General features: G+C 52.8%; 20 protein-coding genes. 3 read left to right on the forward strand and 17 right to left on the reverse strand.

Translation table 11 applies throughout. From position 1 onward, the window contains the following. Positions 1-76: 76 nt before the first annotated feature. The 14 genes from J0X00_RS10510 to pilM all read right to left on the reverse strand — a co-directional run bounded on the left by J0X00_RS10510 (position 77) and on the right by pilM (position 13769). On the reverse strand, positions 77-1288 hold the full coding sequence (locus J0X00_RS10510) for an aspartate aminotransferase family protein (RefSeq protein WP_136485243.1): 1212 nt from the start codon (positions 1286-1288) through the stop codon (positions 77-79). A 421-nt stretch (positions 1289-1709) separates the two neighbouring features. Then, a complete protein-coding gene (locus J0X00_RS10515) occupies positions 1710-2288 on the reverse strand; it encodes an aminodeoxychorismate/anthranilate synthase component II (RefSeq protein ID WP_218562656.1) in 579 nt (192 codons plus the stop codon). Positions 2289-2706: 418 nt separating this feature from the next. Beyond that, on the reverse strand, positions 2707-3723 hold the full coding sequence (gene trpS / locus J0X00_RS10520; protein ID WP_282478026.1) for a tryptophan--tRNA ligase: 1017 nt from the start codon (positions 3721-3723) through the stop codon (positions 2707-2709). 150 nt (positions 3724-3873) lie between these two features. After that, positions 3874-4554 carry a phosphoglycolate phosphatase gene (locus J0X00_RS10525; RefSeq protein ID WP_136485250.1) on the reverse strand — a complete coding sequence of 227 codons (681 nt, stop codon included), beginning with the start codon at positions 4552-4554 and terminating at the stop codon, positions 3874-3876. A gap of 65 nt (positions 4555-4619) precedes the next feature. Continuing rightward, complete coding sequence (gene rpe, locus J0X00_RS10530) at positions 4620-5291, reverse strand: ribulose-phosphate 3-epimerase (RefSeq protein ID WP_136485252.1); 672 nt, start codon at positions 5289-5291, stop codon at positions 4620-4622. Positions 5292-5404: 113 nt separating this feature from the next. After that, a complete protein-coding gene (locus J0X00_RS10535; protein WP_136485254.1) occupies positions 5405-6244 on the reverse strand; it encodes a Dam family site-specific DNA-(adenine-N6)-methyltransferase in 840 nt (279 codons plus the stop codon). A 114-nt stretch (positions 6245-6358) separates the two neighbouring features. Then, the gene (locus J0X00_RS10540; RefSeq protein ID WP_218562654.1) at positions 6359-7846 is read right to left on the reverse strand and encodes an AAA family ATPase; all 1488 of its coding nucleotides are present in this window, start codon (positions 7844-7846) and stop codon (positions 6359-6361) included. Positions 7847-7892: 46 nt separating this feature from the next. Beyond that, a complete protein-coding gene (gene aroB, locus J0X00_RS10545; protein WP_136485258.1) occupies positions 7893-8978 on the reverse strand; it encodes a 3-dehydroquinate synthase in 1086 nt (361 codons plus the stop codon). Positions 8979-9005: 27 nt separating this feature from the next. Next, on the reverse strand, positions 9006-9524 hold the full coding sequence (gene aroK, locus J0X00_RS10550) for a shikimate kinase AroK (protein WP_136485260.1): 519 nt from the start codon (positions 9522-9524) through the stop codon (positions 9006-9008). 188 nt (positions 9525-9712) lie between these two features. Continuing rightward, the gene (locus J0X00_RS10555; protein WP_136485262.1) at positions 9713-11131 is read right to left on the reverse strand and encodes a type IV pilus secretin PilQ family protein; all 1419 of its coding nucleotides are present in this window, start codon (positions 11129-11131) and stop codon (positions 9713-9715) included. Between the two features lie 2 nt (positions 11132-11133). Next, positions 11134-11628 (reverse strand): hypothetical protein, encoded by a 495-nt coding sequence (locus tag J0X00_RS10560; RefSeq protein ID WP_282478027.1) that lies wholly within the window; start codon positions 11626-11628, stop codon positions 11134-11136. Next, positions 11621-12229: a type 4a pilus biogenesis protein PilO gene (gene pilO / locus J0X00_RS10565; RefSeq protein ID WP_282478028.1), complete on the reverse strand. Its 609-nt coding sequence runs from the start codon at positions 12227-12229 to the stop codon at positions 11621-11623. The genes J0X00_RS10560 and pilO overlap by 8 nt, the downstream gene beginning before the upstream one ends. Then, complete coding sequence (locus J0X00_RS10570; RefSeq protein ID WP_282478029.1) at positions 12226-12789, reverse strand: PilN domain-containing protein; 564 nt, start codon at positions 12787-12789, stop codon at positions 12226-12228. The genes pilO and J0X00_RS10570 overlap by 4 nt, the downstream gene beginning before the upstream one ends. Further along, on the reverse strand, positions 12786-13769 hold the full coding sequence (pilM, locus tag J0X00_RS10575) for a type IV pilus assembly protein PilM (RefSeq protein ID WP_282478030.1): 984 nt from the start codon (positions 13767-13769) through the stop codon (positions 12786-12788). Before pilM ends, J0X00_RS10570 begins: the two co-directional genes overlap by 4 nt. 210 nt (positions 13770-13979) lie before the next feature. Between pilM and J0X00_RS10580 the strand changes: the two genes are divergently transcribed. After that, positions 13980-16460 carry a PBP1A family penicillin-binding protein gene (locus J0X00_RS10580; protein WP_136485273.1) on the forward strand — a complete coding sequence of 827 codons (2481 nt, stop codon included), beginning with the start codon at positions 13980-13982 and terminating at the stop codon, positions 16458-16460. Between the two features lie 83 nt (positions 16461-16543). Here the strand turns inward: J0X00_RS10580 and oxyR are convergent, their stop codons facing one another. Further along, positions 16544-17464 carry a DNA-binding transcriptional regulator OxyR gene (oxyR, locus tag J0X00_RS10585; RefSeq protein ID WP_218562646.1) on the reverse strand — a complete coding sequence of 307 codons (921 nt, stop codon included), beginning with the start codon at positions 17462-17464 and terminating at the stop codon, positions 16544-16546. A 143-nt stretch (positions 17465-17607) separates the two neighbouring features. On the opposite strand from oxyR, the gene J0X00_RS10590 reads away from it, so the two are divergent. Then, positions 17608-18348 carry a glutathione peroxidase gene (locus J0X00_RS10590; RefSeq protein WP_218562645.1) on the forward strand — a complete coding sequence of 247 codons (741 nt, stop codon included), beginning with the start codon at positions 17608-17610 and terminating at the stop codon, positions 18346-18348. Between the two features lie 252 nt (positions 18349-18600). After that, positions 18601-18864: a DUF3624 domain-containing protein gene (locus J0X00_RS10595; protein WP_136485279.1), complete on the forward strand. Its 264-nt coding sequence runs from the start codon at positions 18601-18603 to the stop codon at positions 18862-18864. Positions 18865-19060: 196 nt separating this feature from the next. Here J0X00_RS10595 and argH read toward each other — a convergent pair whose 3' ends face one another. Both argH and J0X00_RS10605 read right to left on the reverse strand, forming a co-directional pair. Continuing rightward, entirely contained in the window at positions 19061-20935 is a 1875-nt protein-coding gene (argH, locus tag J0X00_RS10600; protein ID WP_136485281.1) for an argininosuccinate lyase, read from the reverse strand. A gap of 264 nt (positions 20936-21199) precedes the next feature. Then, positions 21200-22417 (reverse strand): argininosuccinate synthase, encoded by a 1218-nt coding sequence (locus tag J0X00_RS10605; protein ID WP_136485284.1) that lies wholly within the window; start codon positions 22415-22417, stop codon positions 21200-21202. Between the last annotated feature and the right edge of the window lie 75 nt (positions 22418-22492).

A 22492-nucleotide genomic window follows, 5' to 3' on the forward strand; every position in this document is an offset into this window, starting at 1 on the left:
CAGGCCCTCGCCTGTCAGCCTGATAACACACTGTATCCGCGCCATCTGCTGGCTAGGATACAGTGCTCCGGCTCGCTTAAACTAGCGTCGCAATCGCTTTATCCAGTCGTGCTAAGCCTTGTTCAATTTCTTGCTCTGTGATCACCAGTGATGGTGTCATACGCACCACAGACGCACCTGCCACCAGCAGCATCAGGCCTTGCTGACCAGCCGCCACCAACACATCACGCGCGCGGCCTTGCCACTCATCGTTCAGTGCCGCACCCAGCAGCAGACCTTTACCACGGATCTCTTTAAACAGGTTGTATTTGGCGTTGATTTTCTCCAGTCCGGCACGCAGCAGAGCTTCACGCTGCTTAACCCCCGCCAGCGTCTCAGGTTGGCTGACGATATCCACCACCGCCTCTGCCACAGCACAAGCCAGCGGGTTACCACCATACGTCGAGCCGTGTACGCCCACTTTCATGTGCTGCGCCAATTTAGTCGTGGTCAGCATGGCGCCGATTGGGAAACCGCCGCCCAGTGATTTGGCGGTGCTGAGAATATCCGGCGTCACGCCAATGCCCTGATAAGCATAGAAATCACCGGTACGGCCGTTACCGGTCTGTACTTCATCAAAAATCAGCAGGGCGTTGTGTTTATCACACAGCTCGCGCACCGCCTGGACAAATTCAGGGTTCGGCGACACGATGCCGCCTTCGCCCTGCAGCGGCTCCATCATGATGGCACAGGTGCGATCAGAGATGTGTGCCTGCAGCGCTTCGATATCGTTGTAAGGCAGGTGCGTCACATCGCCCGGTTTTGGACCAAAGCCGTCCGAGTATGCTTCCTGGCCGCCCACGGTGACAGTAAAGAAAGTACGACCGTGGAAACCCTGTTTAAATGCGATGATTTCCGATTTTTGCGCACCATACACATCTGCCGCATAACGACGGGCCAGCTTCAGGGCCGCCTCGTTCGCTTCTGCGCCAGAGTTAGCAAAGAATACTTTTTCCGCAAAGCTGACCTCGGTCAGTTTTTTTGCCAGACGCAGCGCAGGCTCATTGGTCATCACATTGCTGAGGTGCCAGATTTTGTTGCCCTGTTCAGTCAGCGCTTTCACCATAGCCGGATGACAGTGCCCCAAACAGCTCACTGCGATACCGCCGGCAAAGTCGATGTACTCTTTACCCTGCTGATCCCAAACACGTGAACCTTGGCCCTTAACCGGGATGAACTCCATCGGGTTATAACAAGGCACCATCACCTCATCAAACAAACCACGATCTACTTTATTTTCCACTGTCATTACCCATTCCTTATCAATACCGCATGCCTGGCAAAAAGGCTCTCCTTCCCAAAACCTTACTCATAAGATTTTGTGTTGCGTTTAAGCAGATGCAGCATTGTATTTACAAAATATTAACCAATTCAATAGTGAATTATTCTTTCAGCTTAGCATTTAAGCTCACAATCCTCACCACTCATGATTATTTATGCACCATGTAAACTCTTTTATGAAGCACTTTTTAACAATGAGCGAAAAAACCTCATTTGAGCCCTGTATCCATCAGCGCTAGCAAGGCATTGGCAGGATGTGCGGCGCATAAATTTTCAACACAGAAAAAAGGTAAATTTAATGACGAAAATGTTAAGAAAAGTGATCGCGATCAGGAATCAGCCCGGCGGATATACCGCCAGGCTGAGAGGAAAAAGAAAGATTTGCGCGCTCAGCGCTTAAGAAAATTCGCCAGCAACTCGTGGCCTTGTTCGGTTTTAATCGATTCCGGGTGAAACTGCACCGCGTCAATCGGCAGGGTTTTGTGCTGATAGCCCATGATCTCATCCACGCTGCCATCGGCCAGTTCAGTCCAGGCGGTCAGCTCAAAACAATCCGGCAAAGTACCGTTTTTGACCACCAGCGAGTGATAGCGGGTCACAGTGAGCGGATTGTTCAGACCAGCGAATACACTGCGTCCGGTATGTCGGATCGGTGAGGTTTTACCATGCATCACCTGACGGGCACGCACCACTTCACCACCAAATACCTGTGCAATCGCCTGATGGCCCAGACACACGCCAAGCATCGGCAGCTTGCCGGCAAAATGCGCAATCGCCGCCAGTGAAATACCGGCTTCATTGGGCGTACACGGCCCGGGCGAAATCACCAGATGGCTTGGCGCCATTGCTTCAATCTGTTCGAGCGAGATCTCATCGTTACGCACCACCTCAACCTTTGCGCCCAGTTCGCAAAAGTACTGGTACAGGTTATAGGTGAACGAATCATAGTTATCGATAATCAGAAGCATAGTGGTGTTACAGGTTAGAGAACAACCCCCGCATTCTACAAATCCCCGATGCGGATTCAATCAATAAAAGCGTTTTGCCGCTAATCATGGCTGTTTTTGTCTGCGCCATGCCGCTCACCGGCGTCGATCGCTGCCATAAATAAGGGGACCTAAGCCCCCTCAATCACCTGTGCTGCGCTTTATCGGCTCAGCGTGGCGCCTGACAGCGACCTTTGCCGTGCGGCGAATGCGGACAACCGGCCGGATACATGCATTTTAAACAGAGCGAGTGACAATTGAGATGACGCTTAGATTAAGCCTTGATTACACGGGTTTTTCGTCAGGCCGCCGCTGTCTCAACCTGCGTTCTCCTGACCTACCTGACGCGGAACAAAAAAGCCCCGGCCGAAGCCAGGGCTGATAACTCATGCATTCGCGCTTACGGACGAGCAACAAAGCCGACCGCTTGGTAAACCTGTTTCAGGGTTTCGTAAGCATGGGCAGAGGCTTTCTCGGCACCATCACGCATCACACTGTCCAGGAATGCGCGGTCCGCACGCACACGGTGGTACTCTGCTTGCACAGGTTCCAGCATGGCCACCAGCGCTTCGCCGACATCTTTCTTAAACGGGCCGTACATTTCCACCCCGGCGTACTCGGCTTCGATCTCGGCAAATGTCTTACCGGTCGCTGCTGCATACAGGCCCATCAGGTTCGCAATGCCCGCTTTGTTCTGCGCATCATAAGCAATGCGTGGCGGTGTATCGGTATCCGTTTGCGCTTTGTTAATCTTCTTGATGATCGACTTCGGCTCTTCCAGCAGGGTGATCACGTTCTTACGGTTGTCGTCGGATTTCGACATCTTCTTGGTCGCATCCTGCAGACTCATTACGCGCGCATTCACTTCCGGAATGTACGGCTCTGGTACGGTGAAGATTGGCGCATCCGGGCTGTAGATGTTATTGAAACGAGTCGCGATATCACGCGCCAGTTCCAGATGTTGTTTCTGGTCGCTGCCAACCGGTACCTGGTGGGCACCGTACAGCAGAATATCGGCCGCCATCAAAACCGGGTAATCGTACAGACCCACGTTAACATCATTGGCGTAACGGGCTGACTTATCTTTGAACTGAGTCATGCGGTTCAGTTCACCCATTTGCGTGTAACAGTTCAGCACCCATCCCAATTGAGCATGCTCCGGTACATGTGACTGGACAAACAGCGTGCTCTTTTGCGGATCAACGCCAACCGCCAGACAAATTGCCAGCGCGTCCAGGGTCGCTTCATGCAGCGCTTTAGGATCCTGACGAACCGTAATCGCGTGCAGATCCACCACACAGTACTGACAATCATAATCGTCCTGCATTTGTTGCCACTGACGTAGAGCACCCAGGTAGTTACCGATACTAAGTTCACCTGACGGTTGAACACCACTCAATACGATGGGTTTGCTCATGAGAATGATTTCCTTGTTACTTAAAATGAGATAAGACAGAACAAATCTGTAATAACACCCGCCAGGCTAGAGCGGGCGGGTGTTAATTCGAAAACAGTAATTCAGCAGTGTACTCATTAACGAGTATTTTGCCAGAGAAGATTGCCAACTTTAGGCGCAAACCGCCAGGAGTTCCAGCAGTTCGGCAATGTTATCCGCGACCACATCCGGACCAGCATTGGCAATCGGCTCACCATGGTTGTAGCCATAAGTCAGACCAAACGACGCGCAGCCGGCATTTTTAGCCGCCAGAATGTCATTTTTGGAATCGCCGACCATCAGCATCTGCGCTGCACTGAGCTGATGTTTTTCCAGCAGCCAGTTGAGTGCCATCGGATCCGGTTTTTTATGCGGGAAGGTATCACCACCGATCACATCGCTGAAAAAGCCGTCGATGCCATGTTGCTCGAGGATATGCGGCACAAACTTAGACGGTTTATTGGTCACCACTGCCAGGGTGAAACCGGCATCATGCAGCTCGCTCAGCGTCTGTTTGACATTCGCGTACAGATGGCTCAGCTTGTGGCCGGTCTGCTCATAGAAGTCGTCAAACAGAGCGCGCGCCTGGTTGCGGGTTGCGGCGCTCAGCTCTGGGTCTATAGTCAGGCTCTGGCTCAGCGCGCGGCCAATCAGCACATCGGCGCCATTACCGACGTAATCGCGCACCTGCAGTTCAGACACGCCAGGGTAACCCAAAGCACGCACGGCCTGGTCAGCCGCAACCGCAAGATCCGGCACACTGTCGAGCAAAGTACCGTCGAGATCAAAAGCAATCAGTTTAATCTGGTTCAAAATATTCTTCCTAGGCTGGTTATAATCATGAGGCTGATTAAGAGTAATCATGGTGACCAAGTCGGTTATTCAACCCGGGCCAGTTCAGCGCGCATTTCCGCAATCACTGCCTGATAATCCGGCTGACCAAAAATCGCCGAACCGGCGACGAACATATCGGCACCGGCGGCGGCGATTTCGCGGATGTTGTCCACTTTGACTCCGCCGTCGATTTCAAGCCGGATATCGCGCCCGCTGGCATCGATAAGCTTGCGTACTGCACGCAGTTTATCCAGGGTATGCGCAATGAAGGACTGACCGCCAAAACCCGGATTCACTGACATCAGCAGAATCATGTCCACTTTGTCCATGAGGTAATCCAGATGGCTGAGAGAGGTGGCCGGGTTAAGCACGACACCGGCTTTACAGCCATGCTCTTTAATCAGTTGCAGGGTACGGTCAACGTGTTCAGACGCTTCAACATGGAAAGTGATCATCGACGCACCGGCTTTGGCAAAATCGGGAATGATGCGATCGACCGGCTTAACCATCAGATGCACATCAATCGGAGCGGTGATGCCGTAGTCGCGCAGCGCTTTACAGATTGGCGCACCGAACGTCAGGTTAGGTACGTAGTGATTGTCCATCACATCGAAGTGAACGACGTCGGCACCGGCCGCAAGTACACGTTCGACGTCTTCTCCGAGACGGGCAAAATCAGCGGAGAGAATGGATGGCGCAATGAGAAAATCTTTCATACCTGACCTCTTAGGCGATGGAATACGATGAACAGTTTATGTTCGCATTCTACCTAAGCGAGCGGCGAGATCCTAGCAGCAAGGCAAGGATCGTCAGATAGCGGCAGGATCTTTCAGTCGCGGGCGGCACTCAGCGCACGAGGATTAAACAGCGCCAGCAGCTCATCGACTTTATTACGCCCGGCTCCGTTGCGGCTAATGGTACGTTTGACCTTCACCACATTGAGCTGCGCGCCGTGATACAGCCGGCGGGTCAGGATGGTATCGTGGTTGGAAATCAGCACCGGGATACCGCGTTCAGAAGCGGTTTTTTCCGCCACGTCAGCCAGCGCCGCCTGATCATCAAGAGAGAAGCCGTTACCGGCATAGGAGGTAAAGTTGGCGGTGTTGGAGAGCGGTGCGTACGGCGGATCACAATAGACCACACTGTTCTCATCCGCGCGGGCAAAGGTGTCGACATAGCTGGTACAGACAAAGGTCGCTCGCTGGGCTTTCTCGGCAAAAAATTCCAGCTCGGCGTGCGGAAAATACGGTTTTTTGTACGAACCGAACGGCACGTTAAAGCCACCTTTCTTGTTGTAACGGCACAAGCCGTTAAAACCGAAACGGTTCATGTACAGAAACGCCAGCGAACGGTACATCACATCATCGCTCTGATTGAATTCGGCCCGGATAGACAAATACGCTTCTTTGCGATTGTTATCGGCCACGAACCAGCGCCGTGCTTCATCGATATATTGCTGTGGACTCTGCTTGAGCAGGTTGTACAGGTTGATCAGATCCGGATTAATGTCCGCCAGCAGGTAGCGTTCAAACTCGGTATTGAGAAAAATAGATCCTGCACCGACAAACGGTTCAACCAGCTGCTCCGCTGGCGGCAGGTGACGTTGAATGTCTTCAACCAGGCTAAATTTTCCTCCAGCCCATTTCAGAAAGGCACGCTGCTTCTTCATCTACTGCTCTAATCAATCACCGAAAAAATAAGGCTGCGGAATGTAACATATTTTCAGGTCAGACCCAACGTAATTGGCGCCGTAAGACACGAATAGCCCGAGAATGTGTGCCTTTTACTGACCGCGGGCAATCTCGCGTTGTACCTGGCTGAGTGACTTAGCCCACGGGCCGAGTGACTGCAGCGGCTGCGGCAGAGTCTCAACCGCATCACGCGCCAGCTGAATCGTCGCATAGTTGCGGTACGTGATAATGTACCATTCGGTGTCATTACGCACCGTCGGATACACATTCACCTCGCCCTGTAACTGATACTGGTCGATAAAACGCTGCACTTCCGGCAATGAGTTCACCGCAGCCAGTTGCAAGGTGTAGCTGCGTGGCGACATGGCATTAAGCTCGTCCCGCCCGAATGAAAAACGCACCGGCCTATCGCTCTGACCGGCCTCGGCGGCACTATTTTCAGCGCCAGCAGCCTGGTCGTTCGTTTCGCTTTCAGCCGCTGCAGCGCTGTTTTGCGGTGCCGCGTCGGCGCTGGCTTGCGGTTGAGACTGAGATTGGGCTGGCACTGCCGCTTTGTCATCCAGCAGCGCATCGACCACATCAGACGTAATCACGACGCGCTGCTGATCACCATCAGCCTTGCCCACCCCTTCGCTCGATTCGATCACCGCCGGCGGCAGGGCTGACGAATCATCATCGGCCCGGGTTCGGTTATCGGCAGCCTCGGCGGCCACATCATCCATCCGCACCTGCTCATTCGATTCCAGGGTTGGAATTGCCGTCTGTTCAATCCCTTGTGTTAGCTGCTGCGCAGTCTCATCTGCGGACGGCTGCGACCACATCCACCAGTAACCACCACCGATCAACAGCAGCAGTAAAATCACCAGCAAGGCGATATTGAGAGGTGAACCTATGATTGAACGAATCACGATGCGTTTTTCCATCTTCTGCTCTGCGAGCGCCATAATGTCTCCCGGTAACCGCTTGACCTTTTTAAACGCCTGACGAACCTGGCGTTCCCTGTCATCATCAACATAACGCATAACACGCTGTTCAAACAGTCTGTCCGCCTCAGGTTGTGAAAGCGACTCAATTTCCAGATCGACCGGTTTCAACTCCTGACCATAGCTGAGCCGGGTCAGTAAGGTATCCAGACGACTCGGCAGTGAAAACAGCACCACATTAACACGCCATAACGGATGGCTTTGCGCTTCAAGCAGCCACATCCATAGCTCTGACAGCAGGACGTCTGACAACAAGTGGGCATCGTCGACCACAATCACAACATCACAGCTGCTGTCGGCAAACAGAGCAGAAAAGCTATCGCTGAGGGAATCTTTGGGGTTAAACAGCGGGTCAGAAACCAGCTGATTGAGAATGGTGGTACGGCGCTGCTCGTCATCCTGATTAGGATGGCACATCAGCAAAGACTGATTTTTATCCTCAGCCCAGTGCTCCAGAAAACGTTGGGCAAGCCAGGATTTTCCGGCGCCTTTGCTTCCGGCGACATTGACAAAATTGGAACTATACCGGGTCAGGAGCTGCAAGCGTTCCAGCAACTCCACCTGAGAATCCAGTGTCAACTCATGTGCCAAACTCATGACTTATCCTAGTGATAAGACGGGATGACTGCAGCCCGAGACAGGTTTATACCGTGCGGCAGTAATCGATCGCCTGTTGAATGATGGCTTGCGGTACGCCTTTCACTACTTCAGAGGTACCAATACCAGTCGGTAATACTAAGCGTAGCTCACCTGCCAATACTTTTTTATCCCGCATCATGTGCTTGATGAAATCATCGAACGACATGCTGTCCGGAGTATGGATAGGCAGTTTGGCCTGCAGCAGAATAGCTTTGATGCGCTCGAGTTCCGGCTCGCTAATCAGCCCCTGTAACTGAGCGGTTTTGGCCGCCATCACAGTGCCTGCAGCGACCGCTTCACCGTGCAGCCAGTTACCGTAGCCGAGCTCAGCCTCAATCGCGTGACCGAACGTGTGTCCGAGGTTGAGCAGAGCACGGATACCCGCTTCTTTCTCATCCTGCGCCACAACTTCAGCTTTAATCTGGCAACAGCGCGCAATAGCGTAGGTCAGCGCCTCTTCATCCAGAGCGTAGAGCGCAGACATGTTCTGCTCCAGCCAGACAAAGAAATCCTGATCATAAATGATGCCGTATTTGATCACCTCTGCCATCCCGGCCGCAAACTCACGCTCCGGCAACGTTGACAGACACTGGGTATCAATCAGCACCGCTTTCGGTTGATAGAAAGCACCGATCATGTTTTTGCCCAGCGGATGGTTAACCGCGGTCTTACCGCCGACCGATGAATCGACCTGCGATAACAGTGTGGTCGGCACCTGGATGAAGTCGACTCCGCGTTGATAACACGCCGAGGCAAATCCAACCAAATCACCAATCACGCCGCCACCGAGCGCGACAATCACCACATCGCGGCTGTAGTTGTGCTCAAGCAGATAACTCATGATGGTATTAAAGGTGTCGAGAGTTTTGTATTGCTCGCCATCCGGTAGTTCAAGCACTGCCGACTGACAACCGAGGCTATCCAGCATCGCTGTCAGTTTATCCGCATACAGTGGGGCCACGGTATGGTTAGTGATAATCAGGACTTTTTGCTTTGCCGACAGACAAAGAAGAGCCGGATCATTGAACAATCCGGCGCCAATAGAGATAGGGTAGCTACGTTCATCTAAGCTGACCGTAATCCGTTCCATGGTATGCACTCCACGTCAAAGAACAACTTAATGTTCTTCTAGCATTTTTACGATCTGGTTGGCTACCACTTTTGCACTTTGATCATCAGTGCGTACAGTAATATCTGCGATCTCTTCATACAGTGGGTTACGATCACCCGCCAGGCCTTCCAGGACTTCGCGAGGGTTGTCAGTCTGCAGCAACGGACGTTTTTTGTCGCGATTGGTACGCGCCAGTTGCTTCTCGATGGTGGTTTCCAGGTAAACAACGATGCCACGTGCAGATAGACGGTTGCGGTTCTCTTTGCTTTTCACAGAACCACCACCGGTGGCAAGAACAATACCTTGCTGCTCAGTGAGATCATTAATCACAGCTTCTTCGCGTTTACGGAAGCCCTCTTCACCTTCGACATCAAATACCCATGCGATATCTGCGCCAGTGCGCTCTTCAATCACAGTATCAGAGTCAACAAACTCCATATGCAGTTGCTGAGCCAGGTGTCTACCAATTGTGCTTTTGCCAGCGCCCATTGGGCCAACAAGGAAAATATTGCGTTTTTCAGCCATGTTTAGCAGTAATTTACAACGTTAATTCAATGACATCGCCACAAGGTTACGCCGGACAGAAGTCAGCGATAGGATTGCTTGTGGCACCTATTCCTCACAGATATTTCGTGATAAGACCCGAAATTATCTAGATATGGTGCCAGTAATGCAACTTTAATTTTTACCGACCACCAATATTGACGGGTAAGTTACTGAATCACAACTTTCGGCGTGACGAAGATCAGCAGCTCACCTTTACCACTTTGCTGGTAACTGCGCCGGAACAATGCCCCCAGCCACGGCAAGTCCCCCAGCAGCGGCACCTTATCCACCGTATGGCTGACACTGTGCTGGAAAATACCGCCCAGCACCACGGTTTCACCGTCATTAACCAGCACCTGGGTACCGATACGCTGAGTGTTAATGGCAACCGCTTCACCAGTTCCGGTCTGCACCACTTCCCCCGGCCGGTCCTGAGTGACATTCAAATCCAGCACCAGTCGATTATCCGGCGTAATCTGCGGGGTCACCTTGAGGCTCAGCACCGCCTTTTTAAACGCCACGCTGGTCGCCCCGCTCGACGACGACTCCAGATACGGAATTTCTGTGCCCTGCTCAATAAAAGCCGGCTGTTGATTGGTGGTGATAAGACGCGGACTGGAGATAATTTCCGCTTTCGACTCACGCTGCAAAGCCGACAGTTCAAGATCAAGCAAGGTGTCAGAGCCAAGACGCGCCACCTGAAACGCAATCGTGGACGCATTCAGTGAGGTGGCGGCCAGATTGACGTTGAGACGGTCTTCCAGTGCCAGATCGCCCGATTCATCCGCCAGGCCTGCGCCGGCAAACAGATTCTCCTCCAGAGAGGCCCCTATCCGGCCATGCGCGGGGGAAGAATGAAATCCCCAGCGTACCCCCAGCTCATCCAAATCACCTTCATTGATGCTGACAATGCGCGCCTCAATCTGCACCTGCTTGACCGGCACATCGAGCGCTTTGACCATTCTCGCGATATCCGCAACGTTCGGTGCCAGATCGCGCACCAGCAGCGCATTGGTGCGTTCATCAACGCTAAGCGAACCGCGCTCAGACAGCAGGCCAAAATTACCGTCCGTCGCAATGATCGCCGCCATGTCCTGCGCTCTGGCATAATGCACCGTAACCACCTGGCTATGCAGCGGTGCCAGGAGCTGCGCCTGCTCCCTGTGATGCTGGGCCTGACGGGCAAACTCATCCTGCGGCGCAATCAGCATCACACCATCCACCCGTTGCATCTCCAGCCCGCTGTGTCGCAGGATAAGATTCAGTGCCTGCTGCCAGGTGACATCCTCCAGGCGCAGCGTCAGCTCACCCTGCACACTATCCGACACCACCAGATTGACCCCCTGATAATCCGCCAGTAACTGCAACACACTGCGCAGCGCTATCGCCTGAAAATTAAGTGAAATCCGGGCGCTTTCACCGGGCTTAGCTGTGATGGTATTCGACGCGGATCTGGTCGCCTGCTCGCTCGCCAGCCCGGTCAGCGGACCGCTCACAGCCAGCACCAGGATCAGCAGGCGCAGCAGATTCACAACCAGCAATCTCACCCAGGCAAAGCGACTGACCGCTGCGGGACATCGCATCATATTCACGCTGCACTCAACTCCATCTTGATCCTCAGCGGCTCAGGCCGGTTACAGTTGTTATTCTCAGCCAGCACCAGCCACAGCGAACGAGCATCGATTCGTTCCACCCGCGCATCTGCCACCTGGTCGCCGACCTTAACCTGCACCAGTTGCCCGGCCTGAATTTCAATCACAGCCAGGCGTTGCTGCTCATTACCGAGCACGGCTTTCAATAACCAGCTGCCCTCTGCAGGCCATCCTTCATTTTCCGGGCGCAACGATAGCGGCAGTGGCAACAAACTGCGGCATGGTTCGGAAGCATCACTGGCTGTGGGCGGCACCGCAAACGGATTACTCGCCGCGCTATGCCGCTCAGCCTCCGCTCCGGTCAACGGCCCTGTTTCAGCGCTCAAAGAGTCGGCAGTAAAGGGGCCGGCGGCAAAGACACAATGTCCCGTCAGCACCAGCACCGCAGGCAATAGTCTATGGCTGATAAGCCGCATTCCTGACCTAGTCATCCTCACTCCCGAACTCATCATCACTGTGCAACTCATCAGCCAGATAGGTAAAGCCGCGGGCACGGATCTGCAGCCGTGACAGCTCCGGGGAGATACGCTGCCAGCGCACCTCAGTCAACAGCACGCCAAAAGGCAGCGCCGCCAGATCGCGCATAAAGTGGCGCAACGCCGGATACTCACCACTGGCTTCCAGACGCAGTGGTACACGCAGTAATTGGGCCTCAGGCACCACGGTTTGCCACTCAAGCCGGGTCAGCACAAGCTGATGCTGAGCAGCCAACTGACTGATGTGATTTAACAAAGGCGCCAACTGCTGCTGACGCGGAAAGTGACGCAGTAATGCGTCATGGCTCGCCCGCTGGTCGGCATATTGGTCCTGCAGCATCTGCAGTTCATGTTTCGCCTCCGCCCGTTGACGCAGCTCCAGGCTTATCTGCTCAATTTGCTGATCGAGGGATGCTGCAAACTGCTGCTGAGGCAGCAGGCGCGACTGATAGCCGATAGCTGCCACAATCAGCACCAGCAGCAGACGCAGCAGCCACTGCGCGCCGGGTGACCATTGCGCCATCTCGCTGAGATCAAATTGTAAATCACGCATCATGGCTGCACCGCCCGCTCCGGCTGCCACCGGAATGACAGCTCAAACGGCTGATAAACGCTGCCAAAGCGATGTTCAGGCGCAGCAATAAGTTCGATGTTGACTGCGCTGACTGACCTTGCCTCTTGCAGCTGTTCGAGCAGATTATGCAGATGGTCGGCGGCCAGGCTGACTCCGCGCACCTCAACCACAGCAACACTCTGCATAACACTGTCGAGATAGACACCAGGCGGCACGGTTGACGCCAGTTGCTGCATCAGTCGCTCAGCATGATGACGCTGGTCCAGCAGTTGTTGTCGGCTTTCCTGATGCGCACGTGAGCGAGTCAGCTTATGCTGCCACTCGGTAAGTTGCTGCGGATAGCGCGCCAACTGAGCTGACTGCAGCTGTAACGCGCTAAGCTGCTGCTGACGCTGCGTGATTCTGCTTTGTTGCTGCCAGGCCACCAATGCGAGCAGTACCAACCCGAACATCACTGCCGCCAGACTGGCGGCAACAAAACGGTGCTGAGCGGCGACGCGCTGGTGTTCGCGCCAGGGCAGGAAGTTCACCTCCGCGCTCATCGCTTCGCCCCTGACAATAACTGCTGCTGCCAGCGTAAACCCGATAACGCCAGAGCCATCGCCAGGCTATAGCAATGCGGTTTCTCCGGCAGGCTTGCGCCGCCCGCCCGATCCAGGCCATCGAACACCGAGAGCAGTTCACAAGGCAGAGCCTCAGTCAGCGGGCTGCTGAGCAGTTGCTCTGCGCCGCCGCCACACAGCCATAGTCCGGCCACTACATCACTGCCGTGCAGAGCGGACAGCCGTTGCAGCTCACGCTGCAGGCAATCACATAACATGGCGTCTGCCACCGTTTCGGCAGCGGAGGGCATAGCTGGGAAAGTTAAAGCGGGCGGCTGATTAAAACTCTGTTGCCTGTAGTAAAAACTGCCGTCGGGCAGTTGCATCGTTAAAGTCAGCCAACGCTGGCCGACATCGACCAGCAGGCAGTCACTGCGTCCCTGCAGCACGCTGTACCAGCGCCACAAACCACGCATCACCTGACTGAGCAGGGCCAGTTGCAAAGGTTGCCATCCGGCACCGCGCAGTGCGGCAACCCGGCTTTGCACCACTTCACTCCGGGTCGCATACACCTGCCCCTCCTGCTTGCCCTCAGCGCTAACGGATCCAGATTGCATAATGTAATCCAACTGCAACGCATCAAGAGGCAGGGGAGACTGCTGGGCAAAGGCCTGGTAGACCGCAAACTGCTGTTCATGGCTGTCTAAAGCACTATCTATTTGTATTTGTTTGGTTATTACCGAACTGTCCGGCACTGCCAGCGCCACTTTACGACTAAATAGCGGTAATGCCTTTTTTAGTTCTTTGAGTTTCTTTACAATTTTCTGATAATTCAGCGTGTGGTTATCAGCGAAAATATCATCAGGTACGACTATCTCCTGCCAACCGAGCAGCGAGTAAGATTCACGATGCGGTTTTAATAGCACGGCTTTAATACTGTGGTGGCCGATATCGACACCTGCAACTAATGATTGACCCATAAATAAGATTAACTCCAGTAACAACACTCTGTGACCACGCAGTGATATGCAACACAGCGCCAGTCGCTGAAAGCGATATTCGTAACAGAGCTCAGTTCGCCAAACAGCTTTATGTGAAAAATAGCTGCGTTACATTTTTAAGTGCTGAGGTTTTAGTCTAGAGTACAAGGGTTTCCATTAGGGCAGCCTCTACTAAACAGGGATTCTCCGGTGAAGTTCATAAAGCGTTTATTAATATTTTCATTGATTTGCATTATTCTTGGAGTCACAACAATCTTTGGCTTCTACTATTATGTAAAGCCTGACCTCCCAGATGTGGCGACACTGCGCGATGTAAAGTTGCAGACGCCAATGCAGGTCTTCAGTCGCGACGGCAAACTGATTGCTCAGTTTGGTGAGCAGCGCCGTATTCCGCTCAAACTGGACGAAATGCCGAAAGAGCTGGTCGAGGCGATCATCGCCACCGAAGACTCACGCTTCTACGAACATTTCGGATTTGATCCGATCGGTATCACTCGTGCCGCGTTCGCTGTGATTGCAACCGGCAGCGCTTCTCAGGGTGCGAGTACCATTACCCAGCAGCTGGCACGGAACTTTTTCTTGTCTAACGAGAAGAAGATCATGCGAAAAATCAAAGAGATTTTTATCGCTGTGCATATCGAACAACTGCTGAGCAAAGACGAAATCCTTGAGCTGTACCTGAATAAAATTTATCTCGGCTACCGTTCTTACGGGGTCGGCGCAGCCGCACAGGCCTATTTTGGTAAAGAAGTGAAAGATCTGACCTTAGGTGAGATCGCCATGATTGCCGGTCTGCCAAAAGCACCGTCGACCATGAACCCTATCTACTCGCTTGAGCGTGCGACCCATCGTCGCAACGTGGTACTGCAACGTATGCTGGATGAGAAATACATCACCCAGGCGCAGTATGACGAAGCGCGGAACGAAGTGTTGCAGTCACGCTACCACGGTGCAGAGATTTCTCTTAACGCACCTTACGTCGCCGAAATTGCCCGTGCCTGGATGATCGACCGCTACGGCGAAGATGCTTATACCTCAGGTATGAACGTCTACACCACTGTCGATTCAAAACTGCAGAAAGCGGCCAATCGCGCCGCTCTGGATAACCTGCTGGCTTATGATGAACGTCACGGTTACCGCGGCGCGGAAAAAGAACTGTGGAAATCCGGCCAGGCTGCGTGGGACGAAGAGAAAATTCGCGACCATCTGCAGGATGAGCCGACCTACAACGATCTCTACCCTGCTGTTGTAGTGAACGTTGAGCCGCAATCGGCTCAGGTTTGGGTCAAAAACAACGGCCTGCAAACCATCGCCTGGGATGATATGAACTGGGCCCGCCGCTTCATCACCGATGAACGTCAGGGCGCGCTGCCAAAAGCGGCCAGTGACATTATGGCGGCCGGTCAGCAAATCTGGGTACGTCAGTTACATCAAGATGATGCAGATCAGCAACACTGGAAACTGAGCCAGGTACCGAATGCGCAGACCGCATTTGTTGCCATGGACCCGGAAAACGGTGCGGTCCGTGCTCTGGTCGGCGGTTTCAACTTCGTCCATAACAAGTTCAACCGTGCTACGCAGTCCGTGCGTCAGGTCGGCTCCAGTATCAAGCCATTCATCTACTCTGCCGCACTGAATAAAGGCATGACCCTGGCCAGTCTGATCAACGACGCACCGATTAACCAGTGGGATCAGAGCCAGGGCACCGCATGGCGTCCAAAGAACTCGCCACCGACTTATGGCGGTCCGACCCGTCTCCGTATTGGTCTGGCGCAGTCGAAAAACGTCATGGCAGTACGGGTACTGCGTGAAGTTGGCCTGGATGATACGCGTCAGTATCTGACCCGGTTTGGTTTTGAACTGGATAAATTACCGCGTTCAGAAACCATCGCACTCGGTGCCGGTAGCCTGACTCCGGTCAAAATGGCACAAGGTTACTCCGTCTTTGCCAATGGCGGCTACTATGTTGAGCCATACTACATCAGCAAAGTGATGGGCCCGTTCGGCGAACCTGAATATGAGGCAACTCCGAAAGTAGTTTGCCACCAGGCCTGTGACCAGACCGATATGAACGGCATCAGCGAGCAGGATGCGGACACTCAGTATGCACCACAAGTGATCTCTGAGCAGAACGCCTTCCTGGTACGCGAAATGATGTACAGCAACATCTGGGGTGGTGGTGACTGGCGTGAAGGCACCGGCTGGAACGGCACCGGCTGGCGCGCACAAGCACTGAAACGCCGCGACATCGGCGGTAAAACCGGGACCACCAACGATTCAAAAGATGCGTGGTACAACGGCTTTGCTCCGGGCATTGTCGCCACCGCCTGGGTCGGTTTTGATGAGCACAGCCGCGATCTGGGTCGCAGTACACCAAACCCTGCGATTGAAGATGATGTCTCCGGTGTGGAAGCGGGTGCGAAAACGGCTCAGCCAGCCTGGATCGAATTCATGCAGCAAGCCCTGCAAGGGGTTGGCGAGCAGGATAAGAAAGTGCCGGATGGCATCTCACGAGTGCGTATCGACCGCAACACCGGGCTGCTGACCAATAAGCTTGATGGCAGCTCAATGTTTGAGTATTTTGCCGACGGCACCGAACCTGAAGATTACGTTAGCGAGTCATCGACCAACAGTACCTACACCAACGATGAGAACGAATCCCTGTTCTAATCGTCAGGTAAGATAAAAAAGAGGCTGAATATTCAGCCTCTTTTTTTGTTTCTCTTTTTGGTTTATCAGTCTGAGATTAATAATCAGGCGGCAGTCAGGCCGGTGGCGGTGTTCGGCAGCGCCATCAGACAGTCATGCATCGCCGCAGCCAGAGTCTCAAAACGCTGTCTGAGCGGTGAGCCCGGACGATACACCAGTACCAGCCTACGCGAAGGAACCGGATTGACCGCTTTAACATAGCACACACCGTCTTTGACCTTTTCCGCCGGCAGCGACAGCTCCGGTAGCAGCGTAATGCCGCCTCCCGCCGCAACCATATTGCGCAGCGTCTCCAGACTGGTGGCCTTAAAACGTTCATCATCCTGAGCACCAGCGGCAAAACAGAAACCCAGCGCCTGATCGCGCAGGCAGTGACCATCACCCAGAGCCAGTACGGTTTTACCTTTCAGCTCCATCATGTCGACTTCATCACGCTCGGCCCACTCATGGCCGCACGGAATCGCAATACTCATCGGTTCGACATAAATGTCCAGCTCTTTAAACGGTTCGGTTTCAGCGACCGACGCCAGCACCAGACAATCGAGCTTACCCTCTTCAAGCTGATGGATCAGCTGCTGGGTTTGTGCTTCATGCAGATACAGTTCCAGTTCGGGAAAACGCTGTTTCAGGGTCGGTACAATACGCGGTAATAAGTAGGGTCCCAGGGTCGGAATAAAGCCGATGTGCATCGGGCCGGTCATCGACCCACCCTGTCCGCTGGCCATATCTTTAAAGGTTTTCACCTCACTCAGAATCCGTTTAGCCTGTTCCACCAGCTGCAGACCGGCATCAGTAAACAGCACCCGCCGGCTGCTGCGCTCAAGCAGCACCGTACCCAGTTCATCTTCCAGCTTGCGAATTTGACCGCTCAGGGTCGGCTGGCTGACGAAGCAGGCCTCAGCCGCTTTGCGAAAATGCTTATGCTCGGCCAGGGCGACCAAGTATTCAAAATCACGAATGTTCATTGTGTACCTCTATAGGATGTACCTATCAAAACCATAACATCAAACGATTAGAGCTATCAAAGTATTTATTCAATAATGGCGTCATCAACAGGGCGAAATCACTTTGCCCTGGACACGAATCTAAAACTTGGAAGGAAAACCGTATGTTTGTATCGAAAGAAGGTCAGTCAGTCCCGCAGGTTACGTTCCCGACTCGTCAGGGCGATCAATGGGTCAATGTCAGCAGTGACGAACTGTTTGCTAACAAAACCGTGATTGTATTCAGCCTGCCGGGCGCGTTCACCCCGACCTGCTCCAGCAGCCACCTGCCACGCTACAACGAACTGTTTTCGGTCTTCAAAGAAAATGGCGTTGATGACATCCTCTGTATGTCGGTCAACGATACCTTTGTGATGAATGCCTGGAAAAACGATCAGGAAGCCGAAAACATCACCTTTATTCCGGATGGTAACGGCGATTTCACCTCAGGCATGGGCATGCTGGTCGATAAGCGCGATCTCGGTTTTGGTCAGCGTTCATGGCGCTACAGCATGCTGGTACGTAACGGTATCGTGGAAAAAATGTTTATCGAACCAAACGAACCGGGCGACCCGTTTAAAGTGTCTGACGCCGATACTATGCTGAGCTACCTGGCACCGGAGTTTAAAACCCAGGAATCGATTACGGTATTCAGCAAACCGGGCTGTCCGTTCTGTGCGAAAGCCAAGCAGAATCTGATTGACGCCGGTCTGCAGTATGAAGAGGTGATTCTGGGTAAAGATGCCACCAGCGTCAGCCTGCGCGCCATCACCGGGCGTACCACAGTGCCGCAGGTGTTTATCGGCGGTAAACATATTGGTGGCAGTGAAGAGCTGGAAAGCTACTTAATCAACCGCAGCGCATAACAGTCAGGCTGCGCCACACACTGCAGGAAGCCGTTCAGTCACCGATGACATTTACCTTATAAACATGACCCGCCGCCAGCCTCACAAGCTGGCGGCTTTTTTGTGAGCGCCCCACAGGCTGAATGGCGCTAAAGAGGATAGATGCCACAGCTTGCTGTTTTTTTCCTGCTCGCCTTATACTGGAGTCCGCACTCTCAACTCAGACTGACAATAAGTGATTAAGGATGAACGGTTACCGATGAGTAGAAGACGATGAGTTGTTACGACTGTCAAAGCCACTGGTTCTGGAAAAAAATCGGCCGCTGCCAACGCTGTATGAATCAATTAACCGTGCTGTCGGTATTGTGCTGGATTCTCTGGTGGTTTACCTGCCGCGACACACCGCGCACGATTGAATCCATTACCCTGCTCATGGCCGCTTTTGCCTGCAATAGTTTGCTGTTGCTGCATGTCTGGATGAAGTTCGTGATCCTGCCATTACGTAAACACAGTGGCAAAGATAAGCCTGATGAATAATTCACCATTGTGAATGGTGCGGGGCAAAAAAGAAAAAAAGCCCTGAAACTAAGTCTGTTTCAGGGCTCTCTTAGAGAGTTCTAAGAAAAAGCAGTGGTACAGTAATAGACCCTGCTTCCTCTTATTGGTTCCGATAAAAATCGATCTTTTTTGATCTTTTTTTAAACAAATTCATGAACGCTTTATATTCAGCAGCTTATGCAACACTCGCCTTAATGATCAGCTGGTCATCCAGATTCACTTCCAGAGCCACTTCATCACAGGCATGCTGACGCGGGCACTGTTCGCAATCTTTCAGTACTTTTTCCGGCAACAGCGTCTTCGAGGTCGGAATGAAGTCCTGCTTCATAAAGAACTCCGGGGTACGGGTCAGAACAAACACCTTGTTGATGGCCATCTGACGCGCTTTGTTAACCAGGTAATCGACAATCGCTGTCCCCTGGCCCTGACCTTGCCAGCCGGCTTCCACCCCCAGGGAGCGGATTTCTGCCAGACCTGAGTCATACACATACAGTGACGCGCAACCGGTGATCTCACCATTATGTTCAGCCACAGCGAATGAGCCGATATCGCGCACAATTTCATTGCGTGAACGTGGCAGGTTTTCCCCCATGTTGGCCCAGTAAGCCACCATGCCTTCCAGACGTTCAATGTCGGTCAGACGAGCCGGACGTACTTTGACCGATGAGGCATCACGTTTAGCCAGCCGTTTTTCCGCCTGTTCTACTGCGTAAGCTACTTGGTGCGGCGCGACACCACCCAACGCACTACGTTTTTCCAGACACGAATCAATGGTCAGAATCGCGTACACATCCTCTTCAATCACCGGTGAGAACTCTTTCAGTTCTGCCAGAGAAAGCTCTTCCAGCGCACTGCCTTTGGCAATCGCACCGACCACGGCCACACCAACGATATGGTGCGCTTCACGGAACGGGATGCCTTTTGCTACCAGATAGTCAGCCAGTTCAGTCGCGTTGGCATAACCTTGCTTGGCCGCTTCCAGAGTCCGCTCACCATTGACCTTGATACCTTCAAAGCACAGCGCGGCCATTTCCATACAGTCGTTCCAGGTGTCGAGCGCGTCGAACAGGCCTTCTTTATCTTCCTGCATGTCTTTGTTATAAGCCAGTGGCAGTGCTTTCACTGTCATCATCATGCCAGCCAGTGAACCATACACCCGGCCGGTTTTACCACGGATAAGCTCCAGCGCATCCGGGTTTTTCTTCTGCGGCATCAGGGAAGAGCCGGAAGTCACAGTATCCGCCAGTTCAATAAAGCCTGACTCGCCTGAGTTATAGAAAATCATATCTTCTGCCAGACGTGACAGGTGCAGCATAGAGATAGACGCAGTGGTCATCAGCTCCATCACATGGTCACGGTCAGATACCGAGTCCAGTGAGTTACGGGTGGCACGACGGAAGCCCAGATTGTGTGCCAGTTTCTCACGGTCAATAGAGTATGCGGTACCCGCCAGAGCGCCTGAACCCAGCGGGCAGGTATCAAGACGTTTGATGGCATCGCTAAGACGTGAATAGTCACGTTCAAACATTTCCACGTAAGCCAGACACCAGTGAGCAAATGTGACCGGCTGAGCGCGTTGCAAGTGAGTGTAACCCGGCAGTACTGTGCCCTGATGCTCTCTGGCCACTTCCACCATTTTATTTTGCAGACGGTCAAGCGCGATCAGCAGTTGCTGACCCTGCTGACGACACCATAGTTTCAGGTCGGTCGCGACCTGGTCGTTACGTGAACGGCCAGTGTGCAGTTTTTTACCCAGGTCACCCACTTTGCCAATCAGCTGCTGTTCAACCCAGGAGTGGATATCTTCGGCGTCTGACAACAGGATTTGTTCCGGATCTTCCATCACTTCCAGTTTCAGCTCATTGAGTGCCAGCTCCAGCTTTTGCTGTTCTTCTGCTGTTAACACATTGACTGACAGCAGAGCCTTGGACCAGGCAATCGAGCCGACGATGTCCTGTTCCGCCAAGCGGTAATCGAAGCGCAATGAATCATTAAATTGTTTGAATCTGGTGTCTGCTGCCTGGGTAAATCTTCCGCCCCATAATGCCATTGCGTTTCTCCTAATGCTCACTAATCACTTGCTTTTGCTAATATGATATTCGACCTGAAACAGGCGATTTATTGTGTTATTTGCCTACCCGTCAAAGTTACGGGAAGTTGAACAAAAAATAAAGTAAAAATTCACTTTTTAAACATACTTATTCAAAAATAACCAGATAACTATGCTTATAATCTCACACATACAACAAAGCCCGCTTGCAAAACAAGCGGGCTGAGATTCAGTTTAAAGCGTGTAGACGCAGACTACGCCGGATTATTTTTTCGCAGCGGCGTTCAACGCTCTGATACGACTAGACAGAGAGTACAGACGGATGAAACCGCCCGCGTGGCTCTGGTCATAAACTTCATCCGCGCCAAAGGTGGCAAACTCTTCTGAGTATAGGCTGTTTTCAGAACGTTTTTGCGTTGCTGTCGCCTGACCTTTGTAAAGCTTGATCACAACTTCACCGTTCACGTCCTGCGCCAGTTCATCTGCCGCAGCGAACACTGCCTGACGCAGTGGAGTAAACCAACGGCCATCATACACCAGGTGTGATGCTTTAATGCCCAGCTCTTCACGGAATTCAAAAGACGTTTTATCCAGCACCAGTTGCTCAACGGCACGCAGAGCTTCCATGATGATGGTGCCCCCCGGAGTTTCGTAACAACCACGCGACTTCATACCAACCAGACGGTTTTCAACGATATCGATACGACCCACACCGTGTTTCACGCCTTTTTCGTTCAGGGCAACCAGTGCGTCGTATGGCGACAGTTCCTGACCGTCAACTGCAACCACTTCACCTTTGGCCACTTTCAGCGTCACGTATTCTGCTTCGTTTGGAGCCTGCTCAGGATCCACTGTCCAGGCCCAGCAATCGTCGTTTGGTGCATTCCAGGTGCTTTCCAGTACGCCACCTTCAGTCGAGATGTGCCATGCGTTGGCATCACGTGAGTAGATTTTAGTCAGTGATGCCGCACACGGAATGTTGCGCTCTGCTAGGTAATCCAGACACTCTTCACGGCTGACCAGATCCCACTCACGCCATGGTGCAATCACGTGCAGATCCGGTGCCAGTGCCGCAAATGCACCTTCAAAACGGATTTGGTCGTTACCTTTACCGGTACAACCGTGTGCCAGTGCATCCGCCCCCACTTTACGTGCCACTTCTACCTGAGCTTTTGCAATCACAGGACGTGCCATTGAGGTACCCAGCAGGTATTTACCTTCGTAGTAAGCACCGGTTTTCAGAGTTGGGTAGATGTAGTCTTTAACCAGCTCTTCTTTCAGGTCAACCACATAACACTCAGATGCACCTGATGCGATCGCTTTCTCTTCGATGCCAACCAGCTCGTCAGCACCCTGACCCACATCGGCCACAAAGGCAACCACTTCACAGCTGTAGTTCTCTTTCAGCCATGGAATGATCACTGAGGTATCCAGACCGCCAGAATAAGCGACAACCACTTTATTTACTTGAACTTTGCTCATGTTCTTTTATCTCCGATTCCCTGGCTCTGCGCTTGGCGGTTAGTGCTCAGGTTGTTTTGCTATGATGCTGTAAAA

Source organism: Vibrio sp. ABG19, from assembly GCF_029962385.1.
GTDB lineage: Bacteria > Pseudomonadota > Gammaproteobacteria > Enterobacterales > Vibrionaceae > Vibrio > Vibrio ostreae.

Bases quoted from the DNA above. Each gene is read 5' to 3' on its own strand.
- pilO (WP_282478028.1), bottom strand. From the start codon at position 12,229: ATGATGCGTGATTTACAATTTGATCTCAGCGAGATGGCGCAATGGTCA.
- J0X00_RS10570 (WP_282478029.1), bottom strand. From the start codon at position 12,789: ATGAGCGCGGAGGTGAACTTCCTGCCCTGGCGCGAACACCAGCGCGTC.
- J0X00_RS10595 (WP_136485279.1), top strand. From the start codon at position 18,601: ATGAGTTGTTACGACTGTCAAAGCCACTGGTTCTGGAAAAAAATCGGC.
- rpe (WP_136485252.1), bottom strand. From the start codon at position 5,291: ATGAAAGATTTTCTCATTGCGCCATCCATTCTCTCCGCTGATTTTGCC.
- aroB (WP_136485258.1), bottom strand. From the start codon at position 8,978: ATGGAACGGATTACGGTCAGCTTAGATGAACGTAGCTACCCTATCTCT.
- J0X00_RS10560 (WP_282478027.1), bottom strand. From the start codon at position 11,628: ATGACTAGGTCAGGAATGCGGCTTATCAGCCATAGACTATTGCCTGCG.
- J0X00_RS10540 (WP_218562654.1), bottom strand. From the start codon at position 7,846: ATGAGTTTGGCACATGAGTTGACACTGGATTCTCAGGTGGAGTTGCTG.
- argH (WP_136485281.1), bottom strand. From the start codon at position 20,935: ATGGCATTATGGGGCGGAAGATTTACCCAGGCAGCAGACACCAGATTC.
- J0X00_RS10515 (WP_218562656.1), bottom strand. From the start codon at position 2,288: ATGCTTCTGATTATCGATAACTATGATTCGTTCACCTATAACCTGTAC.
- J0X00_RS10535 (WP_136485254.1), bottom strand. From the start codon at position 6,244: ATGAAGAAGCAGCGTGCCTTTCTGAAATGGGCTGGAGGAAAATTTAGC.
- J0X00_RS10555 (WP_136485262.1), bottom strand. From the start codon at position 11,131: ATGATGCGATGTCCCGCAGCGGTCAGTCGCTTTGCCTGGGTGAGATTG.
- J0X00_RS10605 (WP_136485284.1), bottom strand. From the start codon at position 22,417: ATGAGCAAAGTTCAAGTAAATAAAGTGGTTGTCGCTTATTCTGGCGGT.
- aroK (WP_136485260.1), bottom strand. From the start codon at position 9,524: ATGGCTGAAAAACGCAATATTTTCCTTGTTGGCCCAATGGGCGCTGGC.
- J0X00_RS10590 (WP_218562645.1), top strand. From the start codon at position 17,608: ATGTTTGTATCGAAAGAAGGTCAGTCAGTCCCGCAGGTTACGTTCCCG.
- trpS (WP_282478026.1), bottom strand. From the start codon at position 3,723: ATGAGCAAACCCATCGTATTGAGTGGTGTTCAACCGTCAGGTGAACTT.
- J0X00_RS10510 (WP_136485243.1), bottom strand. From the start codon at position 1,288: ATGACAGTGGAAAATAAAGTAGATCGTGGTTTGTTTGATGAGGTGATG.
- pilM (WP_282478030.1), bottom strand. From the start codon at position 13,769: ATGGGTCAATCATTAGTTGCAGGTGTCGATATCGGCCACCACAGTATT.
- oxyR (WP_218562646.1), bottom strand. From the start codon at position 17,464: ATGAACATTCGTGATTTTGAATACTTGGTCGCCCTGGCCGAGCATAAG.